24 protein-coding genes are annotated in these 26,031 nt (G+C 73.7%); 12 read left to right on the top strand and 12 right to left on the bottom strand.

Translation table 11 applies throughout. The features are described from left to right. Positions 1 to 4: 4 nt before the first annotated feature. Positions 5 to 2,599 (bottom strand): SpoIIE family protein phosphatase, encoded by a 2,595-nt coding sequence (locus SJY07_RS18795; RefSeq protein WP_380161164.1) that lies wholly within the window; start codon positions 2,597 to 2,599, stop codon positions 5 to 7. A 159-nt stretch (positions 2,600 to 2,758) separates the two neighbouring features. On the opposite strand from SJY07_RS18795, the gene SJY07_RS18790 reads away from it, so the two are divergent. Continuing rightward, positions 2,759 to 3,007 carry a hypothetical protein gene (locus tag SJY07_RS18790; protein ID WP_380161163.1) on the top strand — a complete coding sequence of 83 codons (249 nt, stop codon included), beginning with the start codon at positions 2,759 to 2,761 and terminating at the stop codon, positions 3,005 to 3,007. Positions 3,008 to 3,022: 15 nt separating this feature from the next. On the opposite strand, the gene SJY07_RS18785 is transcribed toward SJY07_RS18790, so the two are convergent. Beyond that, positions 3,023 to 3,769 carry a GAF and ANTAR domain-containing protein gene (locus tag SJY07_RS18785; RefSeq protein ID WP_380161162.1) on the bottom strand — a complete coding sequence of 249 codons (747 nt, stop codon included), beginning with the start codon at positions 3,767 to 3,769 and terminating at the stop codon, positions 3,023 to 3,025. Between the two features lie 277 nt (positions 3,770 to 4,046). On the opposite strand from SJY07_RS18785, the gene SJY07_RS18780 reads away from it, so the two are divergent. Together SJY07_RS18780 and SJY07_RS18775 are read left to right on the top strand one after the other, a co-directional pair. Next, the gene (locus SJY07_RS18780) at positions 4,047 to 4,394 is read left to right on the top strand and encodes an STAS domain-containing protein (protein ID WP_380161161.1); all 348 of its coding nucleotides are present in this window, start codon (positions 4,047 to 4,049) and stop codon (positions 4,392 to 4,394) included. Continuing rightward, positions 4,391 to 6,262, top strand: coding sequence for a putative bifunctional diguanylate cyclase/phosphodiesterase (locus SJY07_RS18775; RefSeq protein ID WP_380161160.1), 1,872 nt, complete (start codon positions 4,391 to 4,393; stop codon positions 6,260 to 6,262). The genes SJY07_RS18780 and SJY07_RS18775 overlap by 4 nt, the downstream gene beginning before the upstream one ends. Here SJY07_RS18775 and SJY07_RS18770 read toward each other — a convergent pair. Continuing rightward, positions 6,225 to 8,462 (bottom strand): putative bifunctional diguanylate cyclase/phosphodiesterase, encoded by a 2,238-nt coding sequence (locus SJY07_RS18770; RefSeq protein ID WP_380161159.1) that lies wholly within the window; start codon positions 8,460 to 8,462, stop codon positions 6,225 to 6,227. The two genes, SJY07_RS18775 and SJY07_RS18770, sit on opposite strands and share 38 nt — an antisense overlap. Positions 8,463 to 8,765: 303 nt before the next feature. Between SJY07_RS18770 and SJY07_RS18765 the strand changes: the two genes are divergently transcribed. Both SJY07_RS18765 and SJY07_RS18760 read left to right on the top strand, forming a co-directional pair. Further along, positions 8,766 to 9,854, top strand: coding sequence for an acyl-CoA desaturase (locus SJY07_RS18765; RefSeq protein WP_328292703.1), 1,089 nt, complete (start codon positions 8,766 to 8,768; stop codon positions 9,852 to 9,854). A gap of 134 nt (positions 9,855 to 9,988) precedes the next feature. Beyond that, a complete protein-coding gene (locus SJY07_RS18760; RefSeq protein WP_380161158.1) occupies positions 9,989 to 10,399 on the top strand; it encodes an ATP-binding protein in 411 nt (136 codons plus the stop codon). A gap of 27 nt (positions 10,400 to 10,426) precedes the next feature. On the opposite strand, the gene SJY07_RS18755 is transcribed toward SJY07_RS18760, so the two are convergent. Next, complete coding sequence (locus SJY07_RS18755; protein ID WP_380161157.1) at positions 10,427 to 12,592, bottom strand: SpoIIE family protein phosphatase; 2,166 nt, start codon at positions 12,590 to 12,592, stop codon at positions 10,427 to 10,429. A gap of 243 nt (positions 12,593 to 12,835) precedes the next feature. Here SJY07_RS18755 and SJY07_RS18750 point away from each other — a divergent pair, with 243 nt between their 5' ends. Beyond that, complete coding sequence (locus SJY07_RS18750) at positions 12,836 to 13,882, top strand: NAD(P)-dependent alcohol dehydrogenase (RefSeq protein WP_380161156.1); 1,047 nt, start codon at positions 12,836 to 12,838, stop codon at positions 13,880 to 13,882. 58 nt (positions 13,883 to 13,940) lie between these two features. Here the strand turns inward: SJY07_RS18750 and SJY07_RS18745 are convergent, their stop codons facing one another. Together SJY07_RS18745 and SJY07_RS18740 are read right to left on the bottom strand one after the other, a co-directional pair. Further along, positions 13,941 to 14,114, bottom strand: a complete 174-nt coding sequence (locus SJY07_RS18745) for a hypothetical protein (RefSeq protein WP_380161155.1) — start codon at positions 14,112 to 14,114, stop codon at positions 13,941 to 13,943. Positions 14,115 to 14,184: 70 nt separating this feature from the next. Next, positions 14,185 to 14,787, bottom strand: a complete 603-nt coding sequence (locus SJY07_RS18740) for a DUF308 domain-containing protein (RefSeq protein ID WP_380161154.1) — start codon at positions 14,785 to 14,787, stop codon at positions 14,185 to 14,187. 138 nt (positions 14,788 to 14,925) lie between these two features. On the opposite strand from SJY07_RS18740, the gene SJY07_RS18735 reads away from it, so the two are divergent. The 4 genes from SJY07_RS18735 to SJY07_RS18720 are packed head-to-tail and all read left to right on the top strand — an operon-like array spanning position 14,926 to position 18,292. Next, a complete protein-coding gene (locus SJY07_RS18735; RefSeq protein ID WP_380161153.1) occupies positions 14,926 to 16,158 on the top strand; it encodes a sensor histidine kinase in 1,233 nt (410 codons plus the stop codon). Continuing rightward, entirely contained in the window at positions 16,155 to 16,814 is a 660-nt protein-coding gene (locus SJY07_RS18730) for a response regulator (RefSeq protein ID WP_380161152.1), read from the top strand. The genes SJY07_RS18735 and SJY07_RS18730 overlap by 4 nt, the downstream gene beginning before the upstream one ends. Positions 16,815 to 16,858: 44 nt before the next feature. Beyond that, positions 16,859 to 17,257: an OsmC family protein gene (locus SJY07_RS18725; RefSeq protein WP_328292708.1), complete on the top strand. Its 399-nt coding sequence runs from the start codon at positions 16,859 to 16,861 to the stop codon at positions 17,255 to 17,257. Between the two features lie 33 nt (positions 17,258 to 17,290). Then, a complete protein-coding gene (locus tag SJY07_RS18720; RefSeq protein WP_380161151.1) occupies positions 17,291 to 18,292 on the top strand; it encodes a hypothetical protein in 1,002 nt (333 codons plus the stop codon). A gap of 20 nt (positions 18,293 to 18,312) precedes the next feature. Here SJY07_RS18720 and SJY07_RS18715 read toward each other — a convergent pair whose 3' ends face one another. The 3 genes from SJY07_RS18715 to SJY07_RS18705 are packed head-to-tail and all read right to left on the bottom strand — an operon-like array spanning position 18,313 to position 21,418. Next, complete coding sequence (locus SJY07_RS18715; protein ID WP_328292710.1) at positions 18,313 to 19,188, bottom strand: carbohydrate ABC transporter permease; 876 nt, start codon at positions 19,186 to 19,188, stop codon at positions 18,313 to 18,315. Continuing rightward, positions 19,185 to 20,108: a carbohydrate ABC transporter permease gene (locus SJY07_RS18710; RefSeq protein ID WP_380161150.1), complete on the bottom strand. Its 924-nt coding sequence runs from the start codon at positions 20,106 to 20,108 to the stop codon at positions 19,185 to 19,187. The genes SJY07_RS18715 and SJY07_RS18710 overlap by 4 nt, the downstream gene beginning before the upstream one ends. Further along, the gene (locus SJY07_RS18705; protein ID WP_380161149.1) at positions 20,105 to 21,418 is read right to left on the bottom strand and encodes an ABC transporter substrate-binding protein; all 1,314 of its coding nucleotides are present in this window, start codon (positions 21,416 to 21,418) and stop codon (positions 20,105 to 20,107) included. The genes SJY07_RS18710 and SJY07_RS18705 overlap by 4 nt, the downstream gene beginning before the upstream one ends. 224 nt (positions 21,419 to 21,642) lie before the next feature. Between SJY07_RS18705 and SJY07_RS18700 the strand changes: the two genes are divergently transcribed. Continuing rightward, positions 21,643 to 21,855 carry a hypothetical protein gene (locus SJY07_RS18700; protein WP_380161148.1) on the top strand — a complete coding sequence of 71 codons (213 nt, stop codon included), beginning with the start codon at positions 21,643 to 21,645 and terminating at the stop codon, positions 21,853 to 21,855. Positions 21,856 to 22,007: 152 nt separating this feature from the next. Next, positions 22,008 to 22,880: an FkbM family methyltransferase gene (locus tag SJY07_RS18695; protein ID WP_328292714.1), complete on the top strand. Its 873-nt coding sequence runs from the start codon at positions 22,008 to 22,010 to the stop codon at positions 22,878 to 22,880. Here the strand turns inward: SJY07_RS18695 and SJY07_RS18690 are convergent. Genes SJY07_RS18690 through SJY07_RS18680 form a run of 3 tightly spaced genes read right to left on the bottom strand, consistent with a single transcriptional unit; the run spans position 22,823 to position 25,976 of the window. Continuing rightward, positions 22,823 to 24,094, bottom strand: a complete 1,272-nt coding sequence (locus SJY07_RS18690; protein WP_380161147.1) for a glycosyltransferase family 2 protein — start codon at positions 24,092 to 24,094, stop codon at positions 22,823 to 22,825. The genes SJY07_RS18695 and SJY07_RS18690 overlap by 58 nt on opposite strands. Beyond that, positions 24,091 to 25,083, bottom strand: a complete 993-nt coding sequence (locus SJY07_RS18685) for a hypothetical protein (RefSeq protein WP_380161146.1) — start codon at positions 25,081 to 25,083, stop codon at positions 24,091 to 24,093. Before SJY07_RS18685 ends, SJY07_RS18690 begins: the two co-directional genes overlap by 4 nt. Next, a complete protein-coding gene (locus tag SJY07_RS18680) occupies positions 25,080 to 25,976 on the bottom strand; it encodes a WcbI family polysaccharide biosynthesis putative acetyltransferase (RefSeq protein ID WP_380161145.1) in 897 nt (298 codons plus the stop codon). The genes SJY07_RS18685 and SJY07_RS18680 overlap by 4 nt, the downstream gene beginning before the upstream one ends. Positions 25,977 to 26,031 lie beyond the last annotated feature (55 nt).

Here is a 26,031-nt window from a genome sequence, read left to right as displayed (position 1 = left end):
GAGCTCAGCGCGGAACGGGCGGCGTGGCCGGAGGGGTCCGCTCCGGACCGGCCTCGGCCGGGCGGGCACCGTCGAGGCGGTGCAGCCGGACGGCGACGAGGGCGACGTCGTCCTCGTGCTCGCCCGGCAGCATCCGCTCCAGCACCCCGTCGACGAGCTCGTCCAACGTGGCGGCGGCCAGGTCCGCGACGGCCTCGCGCAACCGCAGCAACCCCTCGTCGAGAGAACGGTCGCGGCGTTCGACGAGGCCGTCGGTGAACATGAGGATCGTCGACCCGCGGTCGACCGTGATCGCCGCGTCGGCCCGGGAGGTCGAGGGGTCGATGCCGAGCAGCAGTTGGGCCGGGAGGGAGGCCAGGGAGCTCACCGTGCCGTCGGGGGTGAGCAGCACGGGCGCCGGGTGCCCGGCGTTGGCCCACCGGAACCGGGTGATGTCGCGGTGCCGCTCGTCCTCGGTCTGCTCCAGCCGGCCCACGACCACGGTGGCGGTGGTGTCCACCGCGAGGCCCGCCATGGCCGCGTCCAGCCCGGACAGGACCCCGGCGGGACTCGCGCCCGTCGTGTACGCGATGCCCCGCAGCAGCGAACGGACCTGGCTCATCCCCGCGGCGGCGGTGATGTCGTGCCCCATCACGTCGCCGATGACCAGCACGGTGGCGCCGTTGGGGGTCAGGAACGCGTCGTACCAGTCCCCGCCGACCTCGGCCGCGTGCGCGGCAGGCTGGTACCGCACCACGATCTGCACGTGGTCCGGTTCGACCGGGGACGTCAGGAGGCTGCGCTGCAACGCTTCCGCCATCCGGTGCTGCGCCTCGTAGAGCCGGGCGTTGTCCAGCGCCAACCCGGCGCGGTCGGCGATCTCGGTCGCCAGCAGGAGGTCCTCCGCGCCGAGCTCGCCGCGCTCGACGCCGTGGAACAACGTGATCAGCCCGACGGTGCGCCCGCGCGCCCGCAACGGCACGCACTCGAACGACTCCGGCGCCAGACGCCGGATGAGTTCCCGGGCCGGACTGTCGGCGGCCAGCACCCGGAGGATCTCGGCCGTCGCGCCCCGGGTGACGCCCGCCGGGCGCGCGCTCCGCCAGACCCGGTACAGGTAGGAGTCCTGGGCCAGCGCGGAGAGCCGGGTGTCGCGGTAGGCGAGGACGACGTCGCGCAGCGCCGGGTCCACGTGGTGGCAGCCGACGTCGCGCAGTCCGCCCTGCTCGTCGACCAGCGTCACCAGGCACCAGTCGGCGACCGCCGGGACGAGGTGCTGGGCCAGGCGGGCCACCGCCTCCTGGACGTCGAGGGTCGCCGTGAGGTCCTCGCTGACGGTCACGATGAGGCGCAGCCGCTCGGCCGCCGCGGCCGCCGCCGCGTGTGCGGCCTCGAGCTCCCTGCGCGCCCGCCGTCCGGCGGTGACGTCGAGGAAGTAGACGGAGACGCCGTCCGGGTCCGGCCACGCGCGCACCTCGAACCAGGCGTCCAGCGGGGGCGGGTAGTAGGCCTCGAAGGTCGCCGGCTCACCGGTCGCCGCGACCCCGCGGTAGTGCGTCTCGAACGGCGACCCCACCGCGTCGGGGAAGAGCTCCCACACGCTGCCGCCGAGCAGCTCCTGCCGCGGGCGGCCCAGGACACGCTCGGCCTCGGCGTTGACGTAGCTGAACCGGAAGTCCCGGTCCAGGGAGAAGAACGCGGACGCCATCGACTCCAGCACGCGCGCGACCCGCGCGTCGTCGGTGCGGGTGGCGGTGGTGTCGTAGGCCGCGCCGAGGAGCCGGACGCTGCGGCCGGCCTCGTCGGCCAGCGCCTGCCCCCGGGCCCGCACCCAGCGGGTGGTGCCGTCGGGGCGCACGACCCGGTACTCGGCCTCGAAGGGGCCGCACTCCTCGATCGCCCGCTGCAGCGCCGCCCCGACCCGCGGCAGGTCGTCGGGGTGCAGCCGCGCGTTGAACGCCTCGATGTCGCGGCCGAAGTCGTCGGCGGCGTACCCGAACATCTCGAGCAGCCGCTCGTCCCAGCGCAGCTCCCCGGTGGCGAGGTCCCAGTCGAACGTGCCGATCCCGCCGGCGGCGACGGCGAGCTCCGAGCGCACCCGGGCGGCCTCGAAGTCGACCGCGAGCGCCGTGAGCTCGAGCTCGGTGACCGCGGCGGCGGCCAGGTCGCCCAGCACGGCGACGTCGGTCTCGCTCCAGTCCCGGGCCTGCGGGCCGAAGACGCACAGCGCGCCGACGACGAAGCCGTCCTGCCCGCGCATCGGGACCCCGAGGTAGGCGCGCACGGCGCCGGAGGTGACCGACGGCAGCAGCGCGACGCGGTCGTCGGCGCTCGCGTCGGTCACGACGAGCGGCTCCCCCGCCGTGGCCGTGACGGAGCACAACGAGTCCGCCAGCGCCGTCACGCCGCGGTCCTGCGCGTCGAGACCCGCTGCGGCGGAGATCGTCTGGACGTCGGAGAGGAGCGACACCTGGGCGGCCGGGGCGCCCAGCAGGCGCGCCGCGAGTTCGGCGAGCCGGTCCAGGGCCGGGTTCGCCGTCGTGGTCACCAGCCGTCGCGCCGACCGCAGCCGGGCGGTGTCGGTCTCGAGAGCGGCCAGCGCCCGTCCGTCCTCGTTCACCGACGTCGACCCCTCCACCTGACGGGCGGCGGACGCGCACCCTCCGCCCGATCGTCGCACGCGTCCTGCCCACCACGGACGGGTGGAGTGTGGAACTCTGAGGTGGGGGACGTCGGTCGAGCAGCGGCCGGGGGCTCCGTCGCAGGACGAGGTCGGACCGTGTCCCAGCACCCCCCGCACTCCCGGCCCACCACCGACGACCCGCCGGGTGACCTGAGTCCGCTGCAGGTCGCCGTCGGTCGGATGCTCGTGCTCGGGTACTCGGGTACGGAGATCGCCAGCCGGCTGCGCTGCGACCTCGACGAGGTGGTCGCGGTGACGCGGTCGCTGCGGGCCCGCTACGACGTCGCCAGCACGGCGGAGGCGGTGCGGCGGGCGGTGGTCGGCCAGGACCTCTTCCGGCCCTGACCGCTCCGGGTCCGGCTAGTGCCCGGGACGCCCGGCGGCGTTCTCGACGACCTCCGTCGCGATGTCGCGCAGCTTGCGGTTCTGGTGCTGGGACTGGGTCGCCAGGTGGGTGAAGGCCTCCTCGGGCGTGCAGCCCAGACGGCCGACGAGCACTCCCTTCGCCTGCTCGATGACCGCGCGGCTGTTCATGGCGGTCTGCAGGTTGACCGCCAGGTCGGCCGTCGAGGCGTAGAGCGCCGCGTTGGCCAGCGCGACGGCCGCGTAGCCGGCGAAGGCCGTCGCCAACTGCTCCGCCTCGGCGTCGAGGGGTTCAGCGCCGAAGCGGTAGACGTTGATGGCGCCCAGCACCCGCTGCGGCATGGGGAGGCCGATGCTGAGGGTGCTGCGGACCCCCTGCCGCGCGGCGGCCGCCGCGAAGCCGGCGTAGAGCTCCTCGTGGGCGGTGTCGTCGATGCGCAGGTGCTGGCCGCTCCGCGCGGCGTCCAGGCACGGCCCGAACCCGTCGTCGTACTGCCGTTCGTCCAGCGAGGCCGCCAGCGACCCCGTGAAGGCCGCCGAGGTGGTCTTGTCCCCGTCCACCAGCGTCACCGAGACCTCGTCGGCTCCGGGGATGCACGCGACCACGAGGTCGGCGATCCGCCGCAGGACCACGCCCAGCGGTTGGCCCAGCACGATGGCGCCGAGCTCGGCGAGGGCCTCCTGCGGTTCCATCCGCGGTCGGGTGTCGGACGTGACGTCCTCACCCTGGTCGTCCGTGGTCACGGTGCACCTCCTGCTGCTCGCCCGCCGGCTGCAGACGGCGGGGTGGGACCACCACCCGGGGCGGCGGCCGTGCGCCGGGGCTGCTGGTCGAACCCCTGCAGCCGGTGGCCTCGTGGGGAACGGCTCCGCGCGCGCCGTGGGCCGACCCTAGCCCCGCGGGGCCCCGAGGCAGCGCTCTCGCCAGCCGCGGCCGACCGCGCTAGCGTGACCCCCCGGTCGAACGGTGGCTCCGGTGTCGAGGGTGGGCGCCACCCGCACTGTCCTCCGGGAGCCTCTCGTGGACTCCTCCGTTCGACGTCGCACCGTAGGAGAACTGGGTGTCCTGGAACTGGAGGGCGACGTGGACGCCGAGAGCGTCGCCGCGTTCGAGGCCTGCGCGCTCGACCTCCTCGCCGAGGTCCCTCACGTCGTGGTCGACCTGCAGGACACCGCCTTCGTCGACTGCCGTGGGCTCTCCAGCCTCCTCTCCCCGTCCCGGCTCGCCCGCTCGGCGGGTGGCACGTTGCGGGCAGCCGGGGCCCGGCCCGTCGTGACCCTCTGGTTCGACACCCTCGGCGTGAGGGGTTCCCTCGGTGTCGACGAGGTCGGCCTGTCGGCAGCCCCTTCCCGAGGGGTCGGACCGTGACCGCCTCCGACGACCCACCCCGGCAGTCGCTCCTGGACGCCCTGGCCGCCCTGGCCGGGATCGCGGCGGGCGACGTCGGGACCGAGGACCTGCTGGTCGGCCTGGTCGACCTCGCCGCGCGGCACCTGGCGGTCGACGGGGCCGGGGTCGTGATCTGCGAGGGCGAGGACGTCCGGTTCGTGCACGCCAGCGACCAGGTCTTCGACGGCCCCGAGCTCGTGCAGCAGCTCCACCGGGAGGGGCCCTGCCGCGACGCGATCGCCTTCGCGGTCGAGGTCGTCGTCGACGACCTGCGGGACCCCGTCCAGACGGCGTGGCCGACGTACGTGGACCGGACCCTCGCCGTCGGCTTCCTGTCCGTGGTGGCCGTCCCCCTGGTGAGCGACGGACGGGTGTGGGGGGCTCTGGACCTCTACCGCCGCCAGGCGGGAACCTGGCAGCCCGAGGAGCTGCAGTGGGTCCGGTTGCTGGCGCACCTGGCGGCGTCCTACCTGGAGATCGCCGCCGACCGCGACGCCGCGCGCAGCGCCCAGCGGGAGCTGGCGCACGCCAGCACCCACGACGCGCTGACCGGTCTGCCGAACCGGGCCCTGCTCTTCGACCGGCTCGAGCACGCCCTGCACACCGCGCAGCGCCACCGCCGCGTCGTCGCGGTGATGTTCGTCGACCTCGACCGCTTCAAGGGCGTCAACGACACCTTCGGCCACGCCGCGGGCGACCTGGTGCTCACGACCGTCGCGGCCCGGATGGGCGCCACCCTGCGCCAGGGCGACACGTTGGCCCGGCTCGCGGGCGACGAGTTCGTGCTGGTGTGCGAGGACCTGCCGCAGTCCGGCGCCGCCGAGCTGCAGCAGAGCGTCGAGGCGGTCGTGGCACGGCTGCGTCAGGCCCTGGGGCGCTCCATCCCCGTCGGCGAGGTCGACCTCGTCGTCTCCGCCAGCATCGGCGTCGCCCTCAGCGACCAGCGCACCGACGCCGACGGACTGCTGGCCGACGCCGACGGCGCCATGTACGTCGCCAAGCAGCACACCCCGGGACGGCTGGGCGAGTTCGCCCGCGAGACGGGGCCGAACGGGCAGCCGCTGCGCCCCCCGCTGCGTCTGCTGGAGCACCAGCTGGCCGAGGCCGAGGGTCTGCGGCAGCTGCGGATCCACTACCAGCCCATCGTGGACGCCACCGGTGCGCTGCACGCCGTGGAGGCACTCGTGCGCTGGCAGCACCCCGTCCACGGTCTGCTGCCGGCGGCGGAGTTCATCGACCTGGCCACCCACAGCGGGTCCATCGTGGGGATCGGGCGCTGGGTGATCGCCCAGACCTGCGCGCAGATGGCGCTCTGGCGGGACCGGCTGGGTCCCGCGGCGCCCGCCACGGTCTACGTCAACGTCTGCGCCCGCGAACTGGTCGACCCCCTGCTGGGCCCCACCATCGTCTCGGCCCTGACCCGCAACGGTCTGGACCCCGGGCACCTGGGTCTGGAGCTCCTCGAGAGCAGCTTCATCGACCCCCAGGTCCTCGTCGGCCTGCAGGAACAGCAGCGCCTCGGCCACCCGTTGTCCGTCGACGACTTCGGCACCGGGTACTCCTCGCTGTCCCGGCTCGTGGAACTCCCCGTGCGGCTCGCCAAGATCGACAAGTCGTTCGTCGCCGGGATCACCACCGACCCGCGCCGCCGTGCCCTGGTCGCCGCCGTGGTCACCGTCGCCGCCAGCCTCGACCTGCGGGTGATCGCCGAAGGGGTGGAGACCGAGGCCCAGGCGCTGGAGGTCGCCGCCGCGGGCTGCGACTACCTGCAGGGGTACTGGTGCGGGAAGCCGCAACCGGCCGAGGCCCTCACGGCGCGGTGGCTGAGCTCGACCGCCCACCGCTGAGCGCGGGCGCGGACCGGTCACGCACCCAGGCGGGCACGTCGGCCGGCGCCAACGGGCGGCTGTGCAGGTACCCCTGGGTCTCGTCGACCCCGAGCGAGCGCAGCACCTCCAGCGTCGCCTCGTCCTCCACCCCCTCGGCGACCACCCGCAGGCCGAGGCGGTGCGCGAGTTCCACGGTGCCGGCCACGATCTGGCGCACCCGCTCGTCACCGCAGAGCCGCACCGTGAAGGACCGGTCGAGCTTCACCTCCGTCGCCGGGAGGTCGACGAGGTAGGACAGCGACGAGTACCCCGTCCCGTAGTCGTCGATGCTCAGCCCGAAGCCGCGGTGACGGATCTCCCGGGTCATCTCCACCGCCTGCTCGGGGTTGCTCATGAGCAGCGTCTCGGTGACCTCGAGGACGACGGAGCCCGGGTCCAGGCCCTCGGCGAGCAGTTCGTCGAGCAGGACGAGGAGACCCGGGTCGGCCAGCGAGCTCGCGGACAGGTTCACGGACACCCGGACCTCGCCCGTCCACGGCGCCGCCCTCGCCCACGCCGTCGCCTCCCGCAGCACGAACTCGGTGAGGTCGGCCATGTGACCTCCGCGCTCGACGAGGTCGAGGAAGGCGGCCGGCGCGAGCAGACCGAGGCGGGGGTGCTGCCAGCGCACGAGGGCCTCGACCCCGGCGACCGCTCCGGACGCGAGGTCGAGCTGCGGCTGGTAGTGCACCCGGAACTGCCGGCCGGCGTCCCCGGTGTCGAAGGCGCAGGACAGCTCGTCGGCCATCAGGGCCTCCTCGCGGCCGGCGCGGTCGATGACGTCGTCGTAGAGGCGCACGACCTCCCCCGTCGACTTCGCCTGGTACATGGCGGCGTCGGCGCGGCGCAGCAGCTCGCCCCCGTCCAGCGTCCCCGCCGGGTCCTCGGCGCGGGTCGGGAGGGCGATCCCGACGCTCGCGGACACCTGACCGGTGCCCTCGACCCCACCGGCACCCTGCACGGCGGCCGCCAGCTCGTGCGCGAAGCGCACGGCACCCACCGCGTCCGCACCGGGCAGGAGCAGGGCGAACTCGTCCCCGCCGAGACGCGCCAGCACCGCGCCCGCCGGGACGACGGCCGCCAACCGGCCCGCCGTGCGCTGCAGCAGCCGGTCGCCGACCGCGTGGCCGAACCGGTCGTTGACCTCCTTGAACCGGTCGAGGTCCAGGAGGTAGACGGCGACGTCGTCGCCGCCCTCCGCGGCGCGGTCCAGCTGCTGGCCGAAGGCGCGCCGGTTCGCCAGACCGGTGAGGTCGTCGGTGAGGGCGTCCTGCCGCGTCTGCGCCAACGTCGAGAGGTCCGAGACGAGCCGCACCACACGGGTGCTGACCCCGACCACGGCCAGCCCTCCGCAGATCACGGCGACGCCCGTGGACTGCGGGGGCAGCCGGGTGGCGAGCAGGATGATCGCGACGCTGGCCAGCAGCACGACGAACGTGCCGACGGTGAGCGACTGGGTCGTGGCCTCCTGGGGCCGCACCGGCCGCGCCCGCACCGTCGAGGCCCAGGCCACGACGACGCAGAACAGCCCCCACCCCGACGACGACCACGCGCCGTGCAGGAGGTCGAACGCCGTCGCCACCTCCACCGCCATGAGGAACACCACGCCGAGGGCGATCACCCAGATCCGCGGGTCCCGGACCAGGCCGGCCATGACCGCGACGGTCAGGGTCGTCCCCAGCACGATGAAGAGGGCGGAGGAACGGGCCACCGACAGGTCGAGGACCCACCAGGGCAGCAACTGCTCGCGACCTCCGGCGCGCCAGGCGATCACGAGGTGGAGCAGCGCCGAGACGGCCAGGCTCGCACTGATCCCGTTCAGCCAGTCCCCCGGGTCGGCGAGCCTCGTGCTGGTCCGGTTCCAGACGATGAGCCCCTGGTACACCAGCACGCACGCGAGCAGGCACGACGCGCTCAGCACGACGTCCCCGGGCAGCTCGAGGCCCGCCCGGCCGCTCGCCCCGGCCAGGGCGCTCAGTCCGAACTGCGCGAGCGCTCCCGCGCACACCACCGCGGTGGCCCGCGCGAGCCACCGCCACACCGCGCGCTCGTCGTCGGTCGTCCCCGCCTTGTGACGCAGCACCACGACGGCGAGGCCCACCCCGACCAGGCGCAGACCGGCGGAGACGATCTCCCCGGCGACAGCCGTCGCGGGGAGCAGGACGAGGACAGCGCTCACGAGCAGCACGGAACGGAGCAACGCCGGGCGGCGCGCACCGGTGGGTCGCGGCGACGCGGACGGGCTGCTGGGGTGGCGCACGGGAACCTCACCGACTCGATCGTGATGATCCCCGGCCTGTTGGAGGAACCCTGGTGTCATCGGCGAACCATCTCCGCAGGTGGAGCGCCCGAACCGGTGACGTGGTGCGGAATCCACCCCGCTTGCCCTGCTCGCCCGCAGGTGGTGTTGTGACCTCTACAGCGATGTGTTGCCCCGAACCCTGGTGGCGCGTCGGTCACGACGCGGACGACAGGAACGGCCATGGCACTCGAGCAGTCCCCGACGGCGGGCGCGACGCGCACCGCGCGAGCGGCCCACCGCAGCACCAGCACGTACACGGCGCTCGCGCAGCGCGTGCGCGAGGCGGGGCTCATGCGACGCCGCCTCGGCTACTACTGGCGCCGCATCACCACCCTCGTCGTCGTGCTGGCCGTCCTGGCGACGTCCCTGCAGTTCATCGGCGACACCTGGTGGGTGCTGCTGCTCGCCCCGGTCGTGTCGCTGACGTTGAGCCAGGTCGCCTTCCTGGGCCACGACGCCGCGCACCAGCAGATCTTCAGCACCCCGAAGTGGAACGCCCTCGCCTCCCGGTGCCTGGCCAGCCTGCTCGGCGGGCTCAGCCACGGCTGGTGGCTGGGCAAGCACAACCTCCACCACGCCGCGCCGAACCAGGTCGGGCGCGACACCGACATCAACTCCAAGGTCCTCGCCTTCCACCCGGAGGCGCTGGAGGGGATGGGCCGCACCCACCGCTGGCTGCTGACGCACCAGGGTTTCTGGTTCTTCCCGCTGCTGATGCTCGAGGGCTTCAACCTGCACGTCGACAGCGCCTCGGCCCTGTTGCGACGGGGTGCGATGAAGCGCACCCACGTCGACGTCCTCATGGTCCTGGGCCGGTGGGCGGTCTACGCCACGATCCTGCTGCTCGCGGTGTCCCCGGGGAAGGCCGCCGCCTTCGTCGCGATCGAGGTGTCCGTCTTCGGGGTCCTGCTGGGCGGGGCCTTCGCCCCCAACCACACGGGGATGCCGTTGCTGGCGCGGGGCGCGAAGCTCGACTTCCTCAACCGCCAGGTCCTGTCCTCGCGCAACGTGGGGGGCGGCCGCCTCGTCGACTTCTTCATGGGCGGGCTGAACCGCCAGGTCGAGCACCACCTCTTCCCGAGCATGCCGCGGCCGAACCTGCGCCTCGTGCAGCCCCTGGTGCGCGCGCACTGCGCCGAGGTCGGCATCCCCTACACCCAGACCAGCGTCACCGGCGCCTTCGCGGCCGTCGTCACGCACCTCAACACCGTGGGCCTCGCCGGGCGTCGGCAGAACTCCTGCCCGCTGGCGGCACAGCTGCGCAGCTGAGGCCGCCGGGCGACCCGGCGGGTGCGTGCGGTGGCGCCTCCGTGCGAGCGGCCCCACAGTGGGCACGGACCCGGTCGGGTCCGAGGTGATCGCGCTCCCCCGGGCCGGCGCTCCGACGAGGGACGGATCAGCAGGTGCTCCAGCTCGAACTCCCCACCGAGACCCGGTCGGTGTCCCTGGCCCGTCACCGCGTGCACGAGTACTGCGTCGGTGACGACTGCGCCGCCGCCTCCACCCGCGGTGGGACCGCGGCGCCCGGCGTCGACCTGTTGCAGGTCGTGGCCCTGCTGACCACCGAACTCGTCGCCAACGCCGTCCGGCACGGCGGCGGGGACCGGGTGCGGGTGACGGTGGACTGCTCGGTGGGCGGGGTGCGGGTCACGTGTTCCGACGACAACCCCACCGAGCCGGTCGTGCGCCACGTCGACGCCGACGCGACGAGCGGTCGGGGCATGGCCCTGGTCGACGTCCTCGCCGACAGCTGGGGCAGCGTCCGGGCGGTCACCGGGAAGCAGGTGTGGTTCCAGGTCGGCGGCGACGCCTGAACCTGCGACGCCTGAACCTGCGACGCCTCAGGAGATCCGACCGGGACCCGCCTCGGGCGGACGCGGTCGGTCCTCCGGGTGGGCCCGGACGGCGAGGATCGCGCAATCGTCCTCGGGCGAATCGCCGACGAGTTCCACCACGAGCCGGTCCAGCAGTTCCTCCAGGGTGAGGCCGCCGCAGCGGCCCAGGACCCGGCGGAGGTCGGCGAGGCCATCGTCCAGGCTCCGGCCGCGGTGCTCGATGAGGCCGTCGGTGTAGAGGATCACCGTGCTGCCCGGCGGCAGGAGGTGCACCTGGTCGGTGCGGACGGTCTCCGGGATCAGTCCGATGAGCAGTTCCGGCTCGGACTCCATGACCTCCGTGCCACCGTCGGCGGTCAGGACGACCGGCGGAGGATGGCCGGCGTTCGTCCAGCGGAGCCTGCGCAGCCCCTCCGCGGCGTCCTCCTCGGTCTGCTCGATGCGCGCCAGGACGAGGGTCGCGAGGCCCTCGACGTGCAGACCCGCGAGCGCCCGGTCGAGGCGGGACACGACCTCCGACGGAGGTTCCAGGCGGTCGAAGGCGAACGCGCGCAACAGACCTCGCAGCTGCCCCATGTGCCCCGCGGCGGTCATGTCGTGGCCGGTGACGTCGCCGATGACGACGGTGGTGGCCCCGTCGGGGAGGACGACGGCGTCGTACCAGTCCCCGCCCACGTACTCCCCCACCGCGGCGGGGACGTAGCGGGCGCGGATCTCGAGGTGGTCCGGCTCGGGCAACCGGGTCAGCATCGACTGCTGGAGGATCTCCGCGGCGCTGCGGCGTTCGCTGATGAGGGTCGCGCGCTGCACGGCCTGGGCGGTGTAGCCGGCCAGCGCCTGCAGCGCCGCCCGCTGCTCCGCGGAGAAGTCCTGAGCCTGGTCCCAGTAGAGGAAGACGGCGCCCACGACGTCGCGTCCGACCACGAGCGGGAGGTTCACCGTCGCCCCCAGGGAGGGCAGGACGGCGCGGGCCGGGAGGTCCGGGTGCACCGCGAGCAACTGCTCGCGGTCCCGGTGGAAGACCGCTCGCCGGGTGCGCACCGCGGCGGCCACCGGTGAGTCCTCGTCCCAGGCGACCCGGGCCCAGGAGGGGTTCATGCCGGCCGGCATGTGCTCCAGCGAGCTGAACCGGAGGTGCGTGCGGGCCGCGTCCGCCAGCAACAGTCCACCGCCCGCGGCTCCGAGTTCCGCGGCCACGACGTCGGTGATCGTGGCGGCGACCTGGTCCACGGTGATCGTCGCGGTCAGGGCTTCGCTCAGCGTGAGCAGCAGCCGCCCGAAGCGGCCCGCGTCCTCGGCGGCGGCCTGGGCCGCGCGCGCGGCGGCGGCCTCGGCGAGGGCCGCGTCGCGCTGCTTCGCGGCCACCACCTGGCCGGTCACGTCGCTCTGGACGCTGACCCGGTGGATGAGGCGGCCCTCGGCGTCGAAGACCGGGGACACGACCACGTTGTTGTAGAACGCCGACCCGTCCTGGCGGTAGTTCAGCAGGACCTGGCTCACCGTCCTCCCGGCGGCGATGCCGGCGCGCAGGTTCGCGACGGCCTCGGGGTCGGTGTCCGGCCCCTGCAGGAAGCGGCAGTTGCGCCCCAGCACCTCCGCGGCGTCCCAGCCGGTGAGCTGCTCGAAGTTCCGGCTGACCCAGACGAGCGGTTCGTCCGGCGCGGCCGGGTCGCTGATGGCCATCGCGAGACCGCTGGAGAGCACCGAGCGGTGGGCCCGGTCGACCACGGCGGCGGCCCGGACCCCGGCCACGGCGTCGGGGAAGCGCACCGGCAGCAGCACCAGCAGCGAGCGCGCCCGCAACGGCAGCGGCGCGTCGTGCAACGGCATCCCGATGGCCCACAGCGCCTCCCGGGCCTCGGTCGCCTCCGACCGCAACGCCGCGCTGACCTGGCGGCCGGTATCGGGATCACCCGCGGCGACCCGGGTGAGCGGGGTGCTGCTCGCGCTCAGCGGGCTTCCCGGGTCGACCTCGAGTCCCGCCGCGCGCGACCAGTCCTCGACGTCGAGGGGCAGCCGCACGTCCGGGGCCAGCTGGCGGGCCAGGTCGTTGACGTAGACGACCTTGGTCGACTCGGTGTCGACGAGCAGGACCGCCGCCGGGTAGTCGTGCACCACGGCGGGGAGTTGCCCGACACCGCCCGGCAACGCACCCGCAGGCTGATGACTCACGGTGGGAGCTTACGAGCGTCGCGCCCCGGCCCGCGCCGCCGCAGGCCGCCGGGACCGCCCGACCCGCTGGACCGGCTCGACCGCTGCCGGCGAGGGAGGGTGTGACAGGGCCCCCCGGGAGGGCCGTTCCGGCAGTCCCCGACCGCCCCGGTCGTGTTCGACTGGCGTCGGTCCCGGAGTCGATCCCGGAGTCGATCCCCGGACCCCACCACCCTTTCGCCGTCCGCGAGGAGAACGCACCGCATGACCACGACCGTGAAGGCCTACGCGGCCACCGCCGCCGACCAGCCGCTGACCCCGACCACCATCGAGCGTCGCGACGTCGGGCCGCACGACGTCCTGATCGACATCAAGTTCGCCGGCATCTGCCACTCCGACATCCACACCGCCCGCAGCGAGTGGGGCGCCACGAACTACCCGGTCGTCGTCGGCCACGAGATCGCCGGGATCGTCGCCGAGGTCGGCTCCGAGGTCACCAAGCACTCCGTCGGCGACCGCGTCGGCGTCGGCTGCATGGTCGACTCCTGCGGGGAGTGCGAGTACTGCACGGGCGGCGAGGAGCAGTTCTGCGTCAAGGGCAACGTCGGCACCTACGCCGGCATCGGCAAGGACGGCGAGCCCACCCAGGGCGGCTACGCCCAGGCCATCGTCGTGACGGAGGACTTCGTGCTCCGGATCCCCGAGGGCATCGAGCTCGACGAGGCCGCGCCGCTGCTGTGCGCCGGGATCACCACGTACTCCCCGCTGCGCCACTGGAACGCGGGCCCCGGCAAGAAGGTCGCCGTCGTCGGCCTCGGCGGGCTCGGCCACATGGCCGTCAAGATCGCCGCCGCCATGGGCGCGGAGGTCACCGTCCTGTCGCAGTCGCTGAAGAAGCAGGAGGACGGGCTGCGCCTGGGCGCCACGCACTACCACGCGACGTCCGAGCAGTCGACGTTCCAGGACCTCGCGAGTTCCTTCGACCTCATCGTGAACACGGTCAGCGCCGTCGTCGACCTCGACGCCTACCTCTCGCTGCTGCGCGTGGGCGGCACGATGGTGAACGTCGGGGCGCCGGAGAAGCCGTTGTCGCTCGCGGTGTTCTCGCTCATCATGGCGCGGCGTTCGCTCGCCGGTTCCCCCATCGGCGGGATCCGCGAGACCCAGGAGATGCTCGACTTCTGCGCCGAGCACCACCTCGGCGCCGAGATCGAGGTCATCGGCGCGGAGCAGGTGAACGAGGCCTACGAACGCGTGCTGGCCTCCGACGTCCGCTACCGGTTCGTCATCGACGTCAGCACGCTGGACTGACGCACCGACGTGCGGACGGCCGGTCCTCCCGCGGGAGGGCCGGCCGTCGTCGCGTCGATCAGCCCTGATCGTCCCGCGGGTTGAGGGACGCCGGATCGCCGTCCTGGTCCTGCGCCCCCTCGTCGTCCCGCGCTCCGTCGCCGGACTCCTCGTCCCGCAGATCACGGGGGTTCAGCATCTCGGGGTCCGCGTCGGTGTCCGGCACGGCCGGGTTCTCTCCTGGTTCCTGCATGCGCCCCACTGTGCGCCGCCCGCGCTGCGCCCGCGCGCGGAACACGACGCCGGCCCCGTGTCGGTGCGGGTCAGCGCGCGGTGCGCCGGACGCGCACGGACAGCGCGACCACCGAGACGAGGAACCAGAGCGCACCGACCGCCGAGTACCCGGCGAGCGAGGACAACCCGCTGCTCGCCGAGGTGGAGCTCAGCGCGGTGAACGCGCCCGCGACGACGGACAACCCGCCGCTGGCCACCATCGGCCACTGCGCCCCCACCGTGCGGCGACGTCGGAGCGCCACGGCGAGCTGGACGGCTCCGGACACAAGCGCCCAGACCCCGAAGACGAGCAGGGCCGAGCCGACGCTGTCCCGCACGGCGACGACCATCGCGACGGCGGCGGCGAGCCCGAGGACCACGTTGAGGGTCCGGACCCCGCCCGTCGCGTCGGTCCCGGCCACGCGGCGTTCCAGCAGCGTCGCGACGGCGTCCCACACCGGGTAGACGACGAGCAGGACGCCCGCGACCGCGGTGGGGACGTCGGTGGCCACGAGCGAGGCCGACGTCGTGAGGACGAGCACCACCCAGACGGCCGACACCACCGCCCGGACCAGGTGCAGGGTCCGGAGGCCGTCCGGGGTCACGGTCACGGTGGTCGGGTTCTGCGAGGGGCTGGTCGTCTGCTGGGTCATGGCCTCCACCCTCGGCGTCGCCGGGGAGGAGCGCGTACTCCCGCCGGACCGCTTCCCGCGGGGCGTCCGTCCGCACCGGAGGGGCGTGTACTTCGTCCGTAGTACGCCGCCGGGTGGCCCCGGGCGGAGGATCGGAGCGTGGTCACCCCGACGAACGCCGCCGAGCGACCGGCGACACCGCCCTGGATCCGGCGCCCGCTGCTGCCCCACGCCCTCGCCTACGGCGTCGCGGCGCTGGTGTTCGCGGCGCAACTGGCGGCGGTGGTGGTGACGGGTGCGGGGTGGCCGACGGCGTTCGCGGTCCTGCTGGCCGGGGGCGGGGTCGCGCTCTCGTGGTGGTGGCCGTGGTGCGGCCTGGTCGTGGCGAGCGCTGCCCCCTTCGCCGTCACGGTCGTGGGCCGTGACCCGTTGTCGGTGTGGATGACGGCGGTGCTCGTGCTGTTCTCCGTCACCTTGCGCGGCCGCAACGCGCTCGCGGGCACCGTCGTCACGGCGGTCTGCTTCCTGGCCGCGTTGATGACCGTGGGTGCCTTCCGCGGTGGCGCGTTCGCCGGGTCGGCGGCCCTGTTCTCGGCCGTGGCCGGCGGCGTGGGCGGCGCCGCCCTGCGCCTGCACCGCGAGCACTGGTGGACCCTGGAGGAACAGGCGGCGGCGGCGCTCGCGGCGCGCGAGGTCGACGTGACCCGACGGGTCACCGAAGAACGCCTGCGCATCGCCCGGGACCTGCACGACGTCGTCGGCCACCAGGTCGCGATGCTCAACGTCCACCTCGGCGTCGCGGAGATCGGGCTGCCCCCCGACGCCGAGCGCTCCCGGCAGGCCCTCGTCTCCGCGCGCTCGAGCGCCGCGACGGTGGTGGTCGAGACCCAGCGAATCCTCGCGCTGCTGCGGCGCGGCGACGAGGTCACGACCGAGGAGGCGCTGCGACCGACGCCCGGGCTCAGCAGCCTGAGCGGCCTGGTCGAGTCCTTCGAGGCGATCGGCCTCGACGTCGAACCCTCCCTCCAGCTCGCCGACGGGGCCGCGGAACCGAGCCTCGGGGTGACGGTCTACCGGGTCGTCCAGGAGGCCCTCACCAACGCCCACCGCCACGGCACCGGGCCCACCACGGTCGACGTGCGCGCCACCACGGGGCGGATCTCCGTCACCGTCGAGAACGGCCTCGGGCAACGCCCCCGGAACGACCGTGAGGACGACCGTGAGGACGACGCCGCGGGCGGGCCGTCCACCGCGGTCCCCAGGTCCGGGATGGGACTCGTCGGGATGCGCGAACGCGTCGAGTCGGCCGGCGGACGACTCCGCGTCGGCCCCGTCGGGCAGCGGTTCCGGGTGCACGCGGAGTTCGGTCCCGTCGGGACGGGGCCCCGGTGACCACCGTCCTCGTCGTCGACGACCAGGACGACATGCGCGCGGGGATCCGGGCCATGCTCGCCCACGATCCCGGTCTGCAGGTGGTCGCGGACCTCTCCGACGGTCTGCAGGCCGTCACGTTCCTGCGCGAGCACCCCGTCGACGTCGTCCTGATGGACCTCCGGATGCCGGGCGTCGACGGGGTCGAGGCGACCCGCAGGATCCGGCTGCACCACCCGCCCGAGGAGGTCCGGGTCGTCGTGCTCACCACGTTCGACCAGGACGACGTCGTCCTCGCCGCCCTGCGTGCGGGAGCCAACGGCTTCCTCAGCAAGATGGTCGGTCCCGAAGAACTCGTCGCCGGCATAGCCGAGGTCGTCGGGGGTGGGGGGACGTTGTCGGCGGCCGCGACGTCGGCGCTGATCCACCACGTGGCGCACCGTCCGCAGCAGGAACCCGACCGCCACCTCCTCGACCGCTTCGCGGTCCTGACCCCCCGCGAGCGGGACATCACCCTCCTCGTCGCGGACGGGCTCAGCAACCAGGAGATCGCCGCCCGGTTGTCGCTGTCCCCCTTCACCGTGAAGACGCACGCGGTGCGGGTGATGACGAAGGTCGGTGCGCGGGACCGGGCGCAACTCGTCTCGTTCGCCTTCCGCGCCGGACTGCGCCCCTGAGGCTCCAGCGCGCGACTCCTCCCCCCGGCTCGTAGCGTCGGGACATGCCCACCGACCTGTACACGGCCGACGTCACGGCGTCCGCCGGAACCGCCCGCTCCGACGACGGTCTGCTGGAACTCGACGTCCGCGAGGCGACGTCGAGCGACGACTCCGGCGCCACGAACCCCGAACAGCTGATGGCCGCGGCGCTGAGCACGTGCCTGCTGGAATCCCTGAAGATCGCCACCAGCACCGCCGGGGGCAGCACCGAAGGCGCTCAGGTGCGTTCCCGGGTCACGCTGGCCCAGGACGACGGTCCCGGGTACTCGGCCCGCTACGAACTCCTCGTCACCCTCCCCGACGCGGGCGCCGAGCCGGACGACGTCCTGCAGCAGGCCCTCTCGATCTGCCCCTTCACGAAGACGATCGACGCGACGAGCCTCGACGTGCACCTCGTCTGACGCGTTCGATGCCTGACGCGTTCGATGCCTGACGTGCTCGATCCCGGGGAGGTCCGCCGGGCCGCCGCCGCGATCGCGGCCGAGGACGAGGAACGGGCCGGGGTGGCGATGTTCCTCGGGTTGCAGCCCCCACCGCCCCGTCGCGACGATCCGGCGCACGCCGACGTCGACCTCGGCCGTCGCCTCGGCGTCGTCTGGGACGTCCTGGCCGCGGCGGATCCCGACGTCACCGTGCAGGACGCCCTCGCGGTGCTCGCCGACCTGGAGTTCCGCCCCGTCCGCGCCCGGGCGGGGAGCGAGGTCCCGGGGCGGTTGGCCGCGTGGCGTCCCGAGGGGTGGCGGACACCTCCCCGGGCCGAACGCGACGCCGAGGCGGCCCGGGTCCGGGACGCCCTCGTCGGGGGGCGCCTCCTGCGCGTCGTGAACTACCACGACACCCCGCTCTCGCGGCAGGAGGAGTTCCGGGTGGAGCTCCAGGGCTACGCCGCCCGCTTCGATCCCGTGTCCGCCGCCGACGTCCTCGAGTTCTTCGCCACCGGACGGTGGCGCACCGGGCGACCGGGGATCGTCCCGGCGTTCTTCGACGGTTTCGCCAGCGCGGTGCGCTGCGCAGCCCCGCTGCTGGCCGAGACGGGACTGACCGGCTGGTTCTACCCGCCCACGGAGTTCCTGGACGTGCGCCCGGGCGACCAGCAGGAGTTCGCCCGGACCCACGACTACGGCGTGCTCGAACACCCCGGGGACCGGCTCGCCATGACCTGGGACGAACTCGCCCACCTCGCCGAGGACCACGAGGTGTGCGGGCACACGGCCACCCACGCGGCGTCGCCCGACGTGGTGAGCGACGACGACGTCGACCGGCAGGTGCGTGAACCCGTCCGTCGGCTCACCGAGGTCTGCGGGCGGACGCCCGCGGCGTGGGCCTGGTTGGGCGGTACCCCCTTCGACCCCGGTGCGCCCGGGGACCGCGCGGTGCTGGCCGCGGGGATCCCGTTGCTGACCTCGAACACGACGCTGGAACGCCTACCGTCCTGACGGCCGGACGACCGGAGGGTTCACTTCAGCCCGCTGCGGGAGATGCCGGCCACGAACTGCCGTTGGGCGACGCCGAAGAGGACGAGCACGGGCAGGATCGAGACCAGCGCGCCGGCCATCAGCGCCGGGTAGTCCGTCGTGTACTGCCCCTGCAGGAAGGACAACCCCACCGGCAACGTGTACAGGTCGGGGTCGCGCAACGCGACCAGCGGCCAGGCGAACTCGTTCCACCGGTACATGAACGTCATGACCAGCAGCACCGCGATCAGCGGCCGCGACAACGGCAGCACGATCGACCACAACGTGCGGAACTGTCCCGCCCCGTCCAGCTGCGCCGCCTCGAGCAGTTCGTCCGGCAGCGACAGGAAGTACTGCCGGGCCAGGAACACCCCGAAGGCCTCCGCGGACCGCGGGACGATGACGGCCCAGTAGGAGTTGATCCAGCCCAGGTCGTTGACCAGGTCGAACTGCGGGATGAGCAACGTCTGGATGGGGATCATCAGGGTCGCGAGGATCAGGAAGAACACCACCGAGCGGCCGGGGAACCGGTGCTTGGCCAGCACGTACCCGGCCGTGACGTCCACGACGATGGTGATCACGACGGCCACCACGGCGATCGCGAACGAGTTCTGCAACCACTGCAGGACGGGGAAGTCCGTCAGCGCCCGGCGGAAACCCCCGAGGTCGACGCCGTGCGGCAGCAGGGAGACGCGGCCGGCGACGAGGTCGGCGCGGGAGGAGAGGGCCGTGACGACCATCCAGTACAGCGGGAAGACCCACACCAGGGCCAGGACGAGGACGACGACGAACCGCGGCCACCGCCTGGCCGGTCCCCGCGCGGTCGTCGTGGCCGAGCGCTGGACCCGCAGGTCGTGGGTGCGCGTGGAGGTGCTCACGACTCCTCCTCGCTCCGGGCCTGGATCCGCCACCACAGCAGGGTGGCGAGCAGGATCACGAGGAAGACGACGACCCCGATCGCGGAGCCGTAGCCCTGACGACGGGCCTGGAAACCCTGGGTGTAGGCGTAGGTGACGAGGATGTCCGTCGCTCCCGCCGGCCCACCCCCGGTCATGACGCGGACGACGTCGAACACCTGGAACACCTCGATCACCATGAGGACCGTGACGAAGAACGTGGTGGGGCGCAGCAGCGGCCAGCTCACGAACCGGATCCGTTGCCACCGGGAGGCTCCGTCGAGTTCCGCGGCCTCCAGGAGGTCCCCGTCGATGCCCTGCAGAGCGCTGAGGTAGAGGACCACGACGAGTCCGGTGCGCGCCCAGAAGAGCATCACGAACACCGAGACCGCCGCGGCGGTCCCGCCCGACTGCCAGTCCGGGGCGGGCAAACCCCAGCCGGAGAGGGTGCGGTCGACGATGCCGACGTTCTCGTCGAAGATCCAGCGCCCGGCCATCGCGACCACGACCCCCGAGATCACGTAGGGGGCGAGGAACAGCGCGCGGAAGATCCCGCGGGCCGGCAACCGGTCCCGCAGCAGCAGCGCGATGCCGAACCCGGCCGCGATGCTCGTCGGCACCGAGACGAGCGCGAGCAGACCGGTGTTCCCCGCGGCCCGCCAGAACGACGGGTCGCCCACCATCCGGGTGTAGTTCTGCAGGCCGACGAAGTCGGCGGTGCCGATGCCCGTCGAGTTCGTGAGCGAGATCCGCACGGCCTGCACCAACGGCCAGAGCACGAACAGGCCGAACAGGACGAGCGCCGGCGTGAGCAGCGCGTAGGAGACCCCCCAGCGCCGGACGGCGGCCGCCCGTCGCCCGCGCGCCGGCCGGACCGCGAGCGAGCTGACGCTCTGGCTCACGACGTGAGGACCGACTGCACCCCGGCGACGAGCTGCGCCAGGGCCGCCCGGTCGTCGTCGCTGCCGAGGAAGACGGCGTCGAGGCGGTCGGCGAGCTGGCCGTTGATCGCGCTGAAGTCGGGGACGACGACCTGCTGGACGAGCTGCTCGCGGATGGTGGTCGCCTGCTCCACGAACAGCGGCATCAGGTCGGGGCGGACCGTGTAGTCGAGGGTGGCCGGGTCCACGTCGGTCCGGGTGGGCAGGACGGTCGCGGCGGCGCAGAACGCACCCATCTGCTCCGCACCCGCGCAGTAGGCCAGGAAGTCCAGGGCCGCGTCCTTGCGCGGGCTCGCCTCGACCGCGACGAGGGCGTTCCCGCCGAGGTCGGCGGAGGCGTTGACGTCGCGGGGCAGGAACGTCGCCTGGTAGTCGAACCCGGCGCCGTCGATCTCCTCCAGCAGGAAGTCCCCGGCGAAGACCATGGCGACGGTCTGGTTCACGAAGAGGTCGCTGGCCGGCTGCCCACGGGAGGACGAGGCCTGCGGGACGAGGCCCCGGCGGAAGAAGTCCCGGGTGTGGGTGAGGGCCTTCAGCATCCCGGGGTCGTCGGCCGCGACGCCCTTCAGGTCCTCGGTCAGCAGCCGGCCCCCGGCCTGGTCGACGAAGTTCAGCCAGCGGTAGGCGCCGGCGTTCTGCCAGTTCACCGCGAAGGCGTAGGTGTCCGCGCGCGAGGGCTGCACCCGGCCGGCGGCGTCGAGGAACTGCTCCCACGTCCACGCGGTGTCCAGCGTGCTCGGCAGCGTCCCGAGCCCGGCCGAGGCGACCGCGGCGGTGTTCACCAGGACCATGGAGGTGTCGGTGTGGTGCGGGACGCCGAACGTGCCGTCGTCGTCGCTGACGGCGCTCCAGAACGCCGGGAGGAACGACTTCTGCAGGCTGGACGCGTCCTTCAGGTCGGCCAGCACGTTCTGCGCCCGGTAGGCCGCGACGTCGGTGTAGCTGACCCGGAAGAGGTCCGGCGGGCTGTCGGTGCGCAGGCCGGTGTCGACGGCGGTCAGGACCTCCGAGTACGGCACGACCTGCAGCTTCACGGTCGGACCGCCCTGGGCCTCGAACCCGTCGGCGAGGGTCTGGAACGCCTTGAGCTCGGCGTCACCGGCCCACGTGATCATCGTCAGGGTGCTGTCGTCCCCGCCCGAGGGCGGGTCGTCGGAACCGGTCGAGAACCCGCCGCAGGCGCTGAGGCCGAGGGCGCCGGCGGTGCCGGCGCCGGCAGCCAGGACCGACCGTCGGGTGGGCCGTCGGGTGGGAGTGGTGGAACGCGACATCAGGACTCCGGGGGGCTGCGCGGGCGCTGGGGCACTCGCTGGGTGAGGCAGCGGGGGGAAGGGTGGCGTCACCGTATCGGCGTGCCCTCGGCCGGGCGCGGTCAAACCCACAGGAGTTTCGAGATGCGACGCCGGCCGTCTCGCGGTCCGATGGCGGGGTAGGGCTCGCGCGGGCGAATCCCCGCCCGGTCAGCGCCGTGCCCACCGACGACGAGGAGAATCCTGTGATCAAGTACCTGCACGACGCCGGTGTGAAGTCCGACTGGGCCTACACCGCCGGTTTCGCGAGCATCGGCCTCTCGTTCCTGGCCTGGGGGATCTCCCGTCAGGCGGAGGACGCCGGGACCGACCGCGCCGACCGTTGGGGCATCTTCGTCGGCCACTGGGCCCCCACCTTCTTCGGCGTCGGGCTGGCCCTGCACACCTACGAGAAGTGATCCGCGGGCGTCACCCGGTCCCCGGGTGACGCCCTCACCGCACCGGACGGTCCCGCCCGGGGCGCAGGAGGCTTCGCCTCGCGCGTTCGCGCCGCTCCCGTAACCTCACCTGCACATCGGCGCCACCCGGGCCGTCGTCAGGAAGGTGCAATGTGCAGTCGTGGATCGAGCTCCTCGCAGCGACCCGGCGGACGGCGGTGGTCGACATCGGGGCGAACCCCATCGACGGTGACCCGCCCTACGCCCCGATGCTGGCCGCGGGGTTGTGCACCGTAGTCGGGTTCGAACCTCAGGCCGACGCGCTGGCGAAGTTGCACGCGGCGGCCGGTCCCCACGAGCGCTACCTGCAGCACGCGGTCGGTGATGGTGGCGGCCACGAGCTCAAGGTCACCTGGATGAACGGGATGACCAGTCTCTTCGAGCCGGACGTCGCCCGCCTGTCGGCCCTGAACGAGTTCGCCCGCTACGGCCAGGTGCTGGAGCGCATCCCGGTCGCGACGACGCGACTCGACGACGTCCCCGACCTCGGACCGCTGGACCTGCTCAAGATCGACGTCCAGGGTTCGGAGCTCATGGTGTTCCAGAACGGCCGGAGGACCCTCGCCGACGCCGTCGCGGTGCACACCGAGGTCTCCTTCGTCCCGCTCTACCAGGACCAGCCGTTGTTCGCCGACGTCGACGCGGAACTGCGCGCCCAGGGTTTCCTGCCGCACGCCTTCGCCGCCGTCAAGCGCTGGCCGATCTCCCCCGGGGTCCTGGACGGGAACATCTTCGCGACCCACCAGCAGCTCCTCGAGGCCGACGTCGCCTACGTCAAGGACTTCGGCCAGCTCGGGGAGCTCTCGACGCAACAGCTCACCCACCTCGCGCTGCTCGCCCACCACGTCTACGCCTCGCCCGACCTGGTGGTGCGCTGCCTGGTGGAACTGGTGGGCCGGGGTGACGTGGACGGTGAGGTCGTGCCGGCCTACGGCCGCGAGCTCGGGGTGTCGCTGGGCACGAACGGGGTCCGCAGCGACGTGTGAGGGCGGGGACGCCGGTGGTCCTCGCGGCCCCACGTCCGCTGCAGGTCGCTGTCGACCGCCTCGGCCGCCGTGACGCCGGGGACGTCGAGGACCTCGGCCCCCTCGCCGCGGGCCAGGTCCCGGCTGCGCCGGACCACGAGGTGCTCCCCGACCCGCGCGGGGGCCACGTCCGCGAGGTCGCGCAGGGTGCTCCCCGACAGCAGGACGGGGACGTCGAGGTCGACCCGGAACCGGCAGCGGCGCAGCACGTCCCACGGCGGGCGGCCGCGGTGGACGCGCGGGTCGTCCAGCAGGTCCGCCGCCTCCCCCGAGACCAGCCAGACCCCGGCGTCGGAACCCCGCAGCAGCGAACGGACCGACGCCACGACGTCCGCCGGTTCGCGGCCGCGGTCCTCGAGGGTGACGACGACGTCGGGGTGGGACCAGATCAGGCCCTCCCCGCGGGCCGCGGGGTCGGGGACGAACCGGGCGAGCGTCAGACCCTCGAGATTGCGCGAGGACCGCGCCTGCGCCTCGTCGGTCCGCCCGGCGAAGTCCGGGCCGTCGTGCCAGGCCACGGCGTCACGGGCGTGCACGAACCCGGCGCCCGCGACCCAGCAGCGGTGGGCGAACTCCCAGTCCTCGCCCCCGTAGGCGGTGAACGCCTCCTCGAACCCGGAGACCTCCTCGAACAGTTCCCGCGTGACGCTGAGCACCGCGGAGATGACGAACCGGTAGGCGTCGTCCCCGGCGGCGCGCAGGTCGTCGGTGCGTTCGTAGGCCTCGACCAGCCAGGCGGGTTCGGGGAACTCCCGCGCGGCCGGGACGCCCGTCGCGAACCAGGCGCGGAGCTCGCCCGGGGTCGTCGACGCGAGGTCGGCGTGGCGTCGACGCCCCACCACGAGGTCGGCACCGCCGGCCACCGCACGCACCACGGCCGAGACGTACCCGGGTTCCGGCACGGTGTCGGCGTCGAGGAAGCAGAACAGCGAACCCCGACCGGCCGCCGCCCCGAGGTTGCGGGCGGCCGCGGCCCGGAAACCCCGGTCCGGCTGGGACACGACCCGCACTGGATAGGGACGTGGCCCGGGCTGCGGCTCCACCCGGGAACCGTCGTCGGCGACGACGACCTCGAGGGAGGGGTGGTCCTGGAGTTCCAGCGCGGTCAGCACGAGGTCCAGACCGTGCGGGTCCTCGAAGTAGGGCACCACGACCGTGACGAGCGGGATCCTCACGCGGGCAACCGGTCCGCGATCGCCAGCAGTTCTTGGACGGTCTCCTCCAGCGTCGGTCCGCCCGGGCCGTCGGCCCAGCTGAGTTCCGGTGTCGACCAGACCTCGAGCAGGGCGCTCGCCAGGTCGTCGTAGACCCGGACGCAGTCGGGGTGACGCTCCAGCAGTTCCGTGACGTAGTCGCTGCGCGGCACCAGCGGACGTCGCCCGGCCCCGATCCAGGCGTTGATGGAACCCGAGGCGGAGAGGTGCTCGTGCGGGGCGACCGGAACCACCGCGGAACGCAGCAGCGCGGGGAGCTCCGCGTCGGGCACGTACCCGGTGACCTCGAAGCTGCGTCCCTTCGCGTGGGCCCGGCGGGTGAGTTCCGCCACGAGGTCCTCGTGCCCGTCGGAGGGCCGGCCGAGGGCGGACAGCCCGACCCCGGCGGGCAGGCCGTCGAGGGCGTCCAGGACGAGTTCGTGCCCCTTCCCGGGGTAGAGGAAACCCAGGACGGCCACGGCCACGGGTCGCGCCCACGGGTCCGCCGCGGGCGAGGGGGCGAACCGCGGAACGGGCAGCGGCACCACGTCGGCCAGCCGGCTGACCCCGCAGGCCGCGAGCAGGCGCTGCTCGTGCCGGCTGGACACCACCACGGCGGAGGCCGCCTCCGCCATCCGCCGGTAGGCCCGCGCCCGGCGGGGGTGGTTGACCGGACCGTCGCTGGGTTGCGGCAGGTCGTGCAGGGTCACCAGCAGGTCCCGCGCCGACGCCAGCCCCTCGACGAACGCGGCCGCCTCGTCGGCGTCCCGGCCGTAGAGCCGGTCGGTGACGTGCACCAGGACGGGTCCGGGCCCCACCCCGTCCAGCTCCCGCAGGACGTCGGGGAGGTCGGGACGTCCCCCCCGCCGCACGAGCCGACGGCCGGGATCGCCGCCCACGACCCCCCACTGGGCCAGCGCCGCCGCCGTCACCCCGTGCTCGGCCGGGCCGACGACCAGGGACACCGTCACGACAGCACCGCCGCGACCTCCGCGTGCCGGGCCAACCCCGCCTCCGCCACCCCCGGGTGCTCCCGGTACCAGCGCAGGTGGGCTTCGCGGACCTCCGCGTCGGCGACCTCGCGCCCGGCCACGGTCCAGCCCGGCCGCCCGCTCCCCGCCAGCCCCAGGGCGGACAGGACCTCCGGCAGCACCGGGGCGTGGACGCTGTCCAGCAGGGTGCGGCCCGGGTCGTCGACCGCGGCGGGCAGCCCGCAGGCCCGCAGGACCCGTCCGGCCAGACCGCGCAGGACGTCGTTGCCGGGGTGGTTGATCGTCTGCGTCGCGCGGGCGCCGGCGGCGAGCAGCAGGTCCGCGACCTCGAGCGCCCCGTGCCGGGCGCAGCGCTCCTGCAGTTCCCGCACCGACACCGCGCGCACCTCCCGCACCGCCTCGGGCGAGGGGACCTCGGGCAGCGGCGGACGCCCGGCGGCCAGCGTCAGGGAACGCAGGTCGTGGTAGGGCACGACCGGTGGTTCACCGGACTCCGGACTGCGCACGATCACCTGGAACGGGTGCAGCGCAGCCCACCTCAGCACCGGTACGACCACCACCCGCGGGGTGCGCGGGGCACGCGCGGCCAGCTGCGCCGTGCCGAGCGGCAGGTCGCGGTAGTCGTCGCGCACCGGTTGCGACACGAGGACGTCGACGTGGGCCAGCAGCCGGTCCAGGTGGGGCAGGTCCGCGGCGGTCAGCTCGTGGACCGGCGGCACCCGCACGGTGCGGACCGGGGAGGAGGGCGTTCCCAGCAGGACCCGCAGGGACTCCGCCTGGCAGTTGCCGTGGACGAGCACCAGCGGTCGGCCGTCGTCGACGGGCAGGGGCACCAGCCCGTAGAACCCTCCGTAGTGCTCCTCCCTCGTCACGGGTTGACAATAGGGGCACCAGCCCCAGGGGGCCCCCGGAAGCGGAACCGCGCCG

Source organism: Kineococcus sp. R86509 (assembly GCF_042466365.1).
In the GTDB taxonomy this organism is placed as follows: Bacteria; Actinomycetota; Actinomycetes; order Actinomycetales; family Kineococcaceae; genus Kineococcus.
The sequence above is the reverse complement of the archived record's forward strand: the minus strand, read 5'-3'. Positions and strand labels throughout refer to the sequence as shown.

What these genes read in the sequence shown, in the direction of transcription:
- SJY07_RS18765 (WP_328292703.1), top strand. Translation starts at nt 8,766, where the DNA reads ATGGCACTCGAGCAGTCCCCGACGGCGGGCGCGACGCGCACCGCGCGA.
- SJY07_RS18750 (WP_380161156.1), top strand. Translation starts at nt 12,836, where the DNA reads ATGACCACGACCGTGAAGGCCTACGCGGCCACCGCCGCCGACCAGCCG.
- SJY07_RS18745 (WP_380161155.1), bottom strand. Translation starts at nt 14,114, where the DNA reads ATGCAGGAACCAGGAGAGAACCCGGCCGTGCCGGACACCGACGCGGAC.
- SJY07_RS18740 (WP_380161154.1), bottom strand. Translation starts at nt 14,787, where the DNA reads ATGACCCAGCAGACGACCAGCCCCTCGCAGAACCCGACCACCGTGACC.
- SJY07_RS18725 (WP_328292708.1), top strand. Translation starts at nt 16,859, where the DNA reads ATGCCCACCGACCTGTACACGGCCGACGTCACGGCGTCCGCCGGAACC.
- SJY07_RS18705 (WP_380161149.1), bottom strand. Translation starts at nt 21,418, where the DNA reads ATGTCGCGTTCCACCACTCCCACCCGACGGCCCACCCGACGGTCGGTC.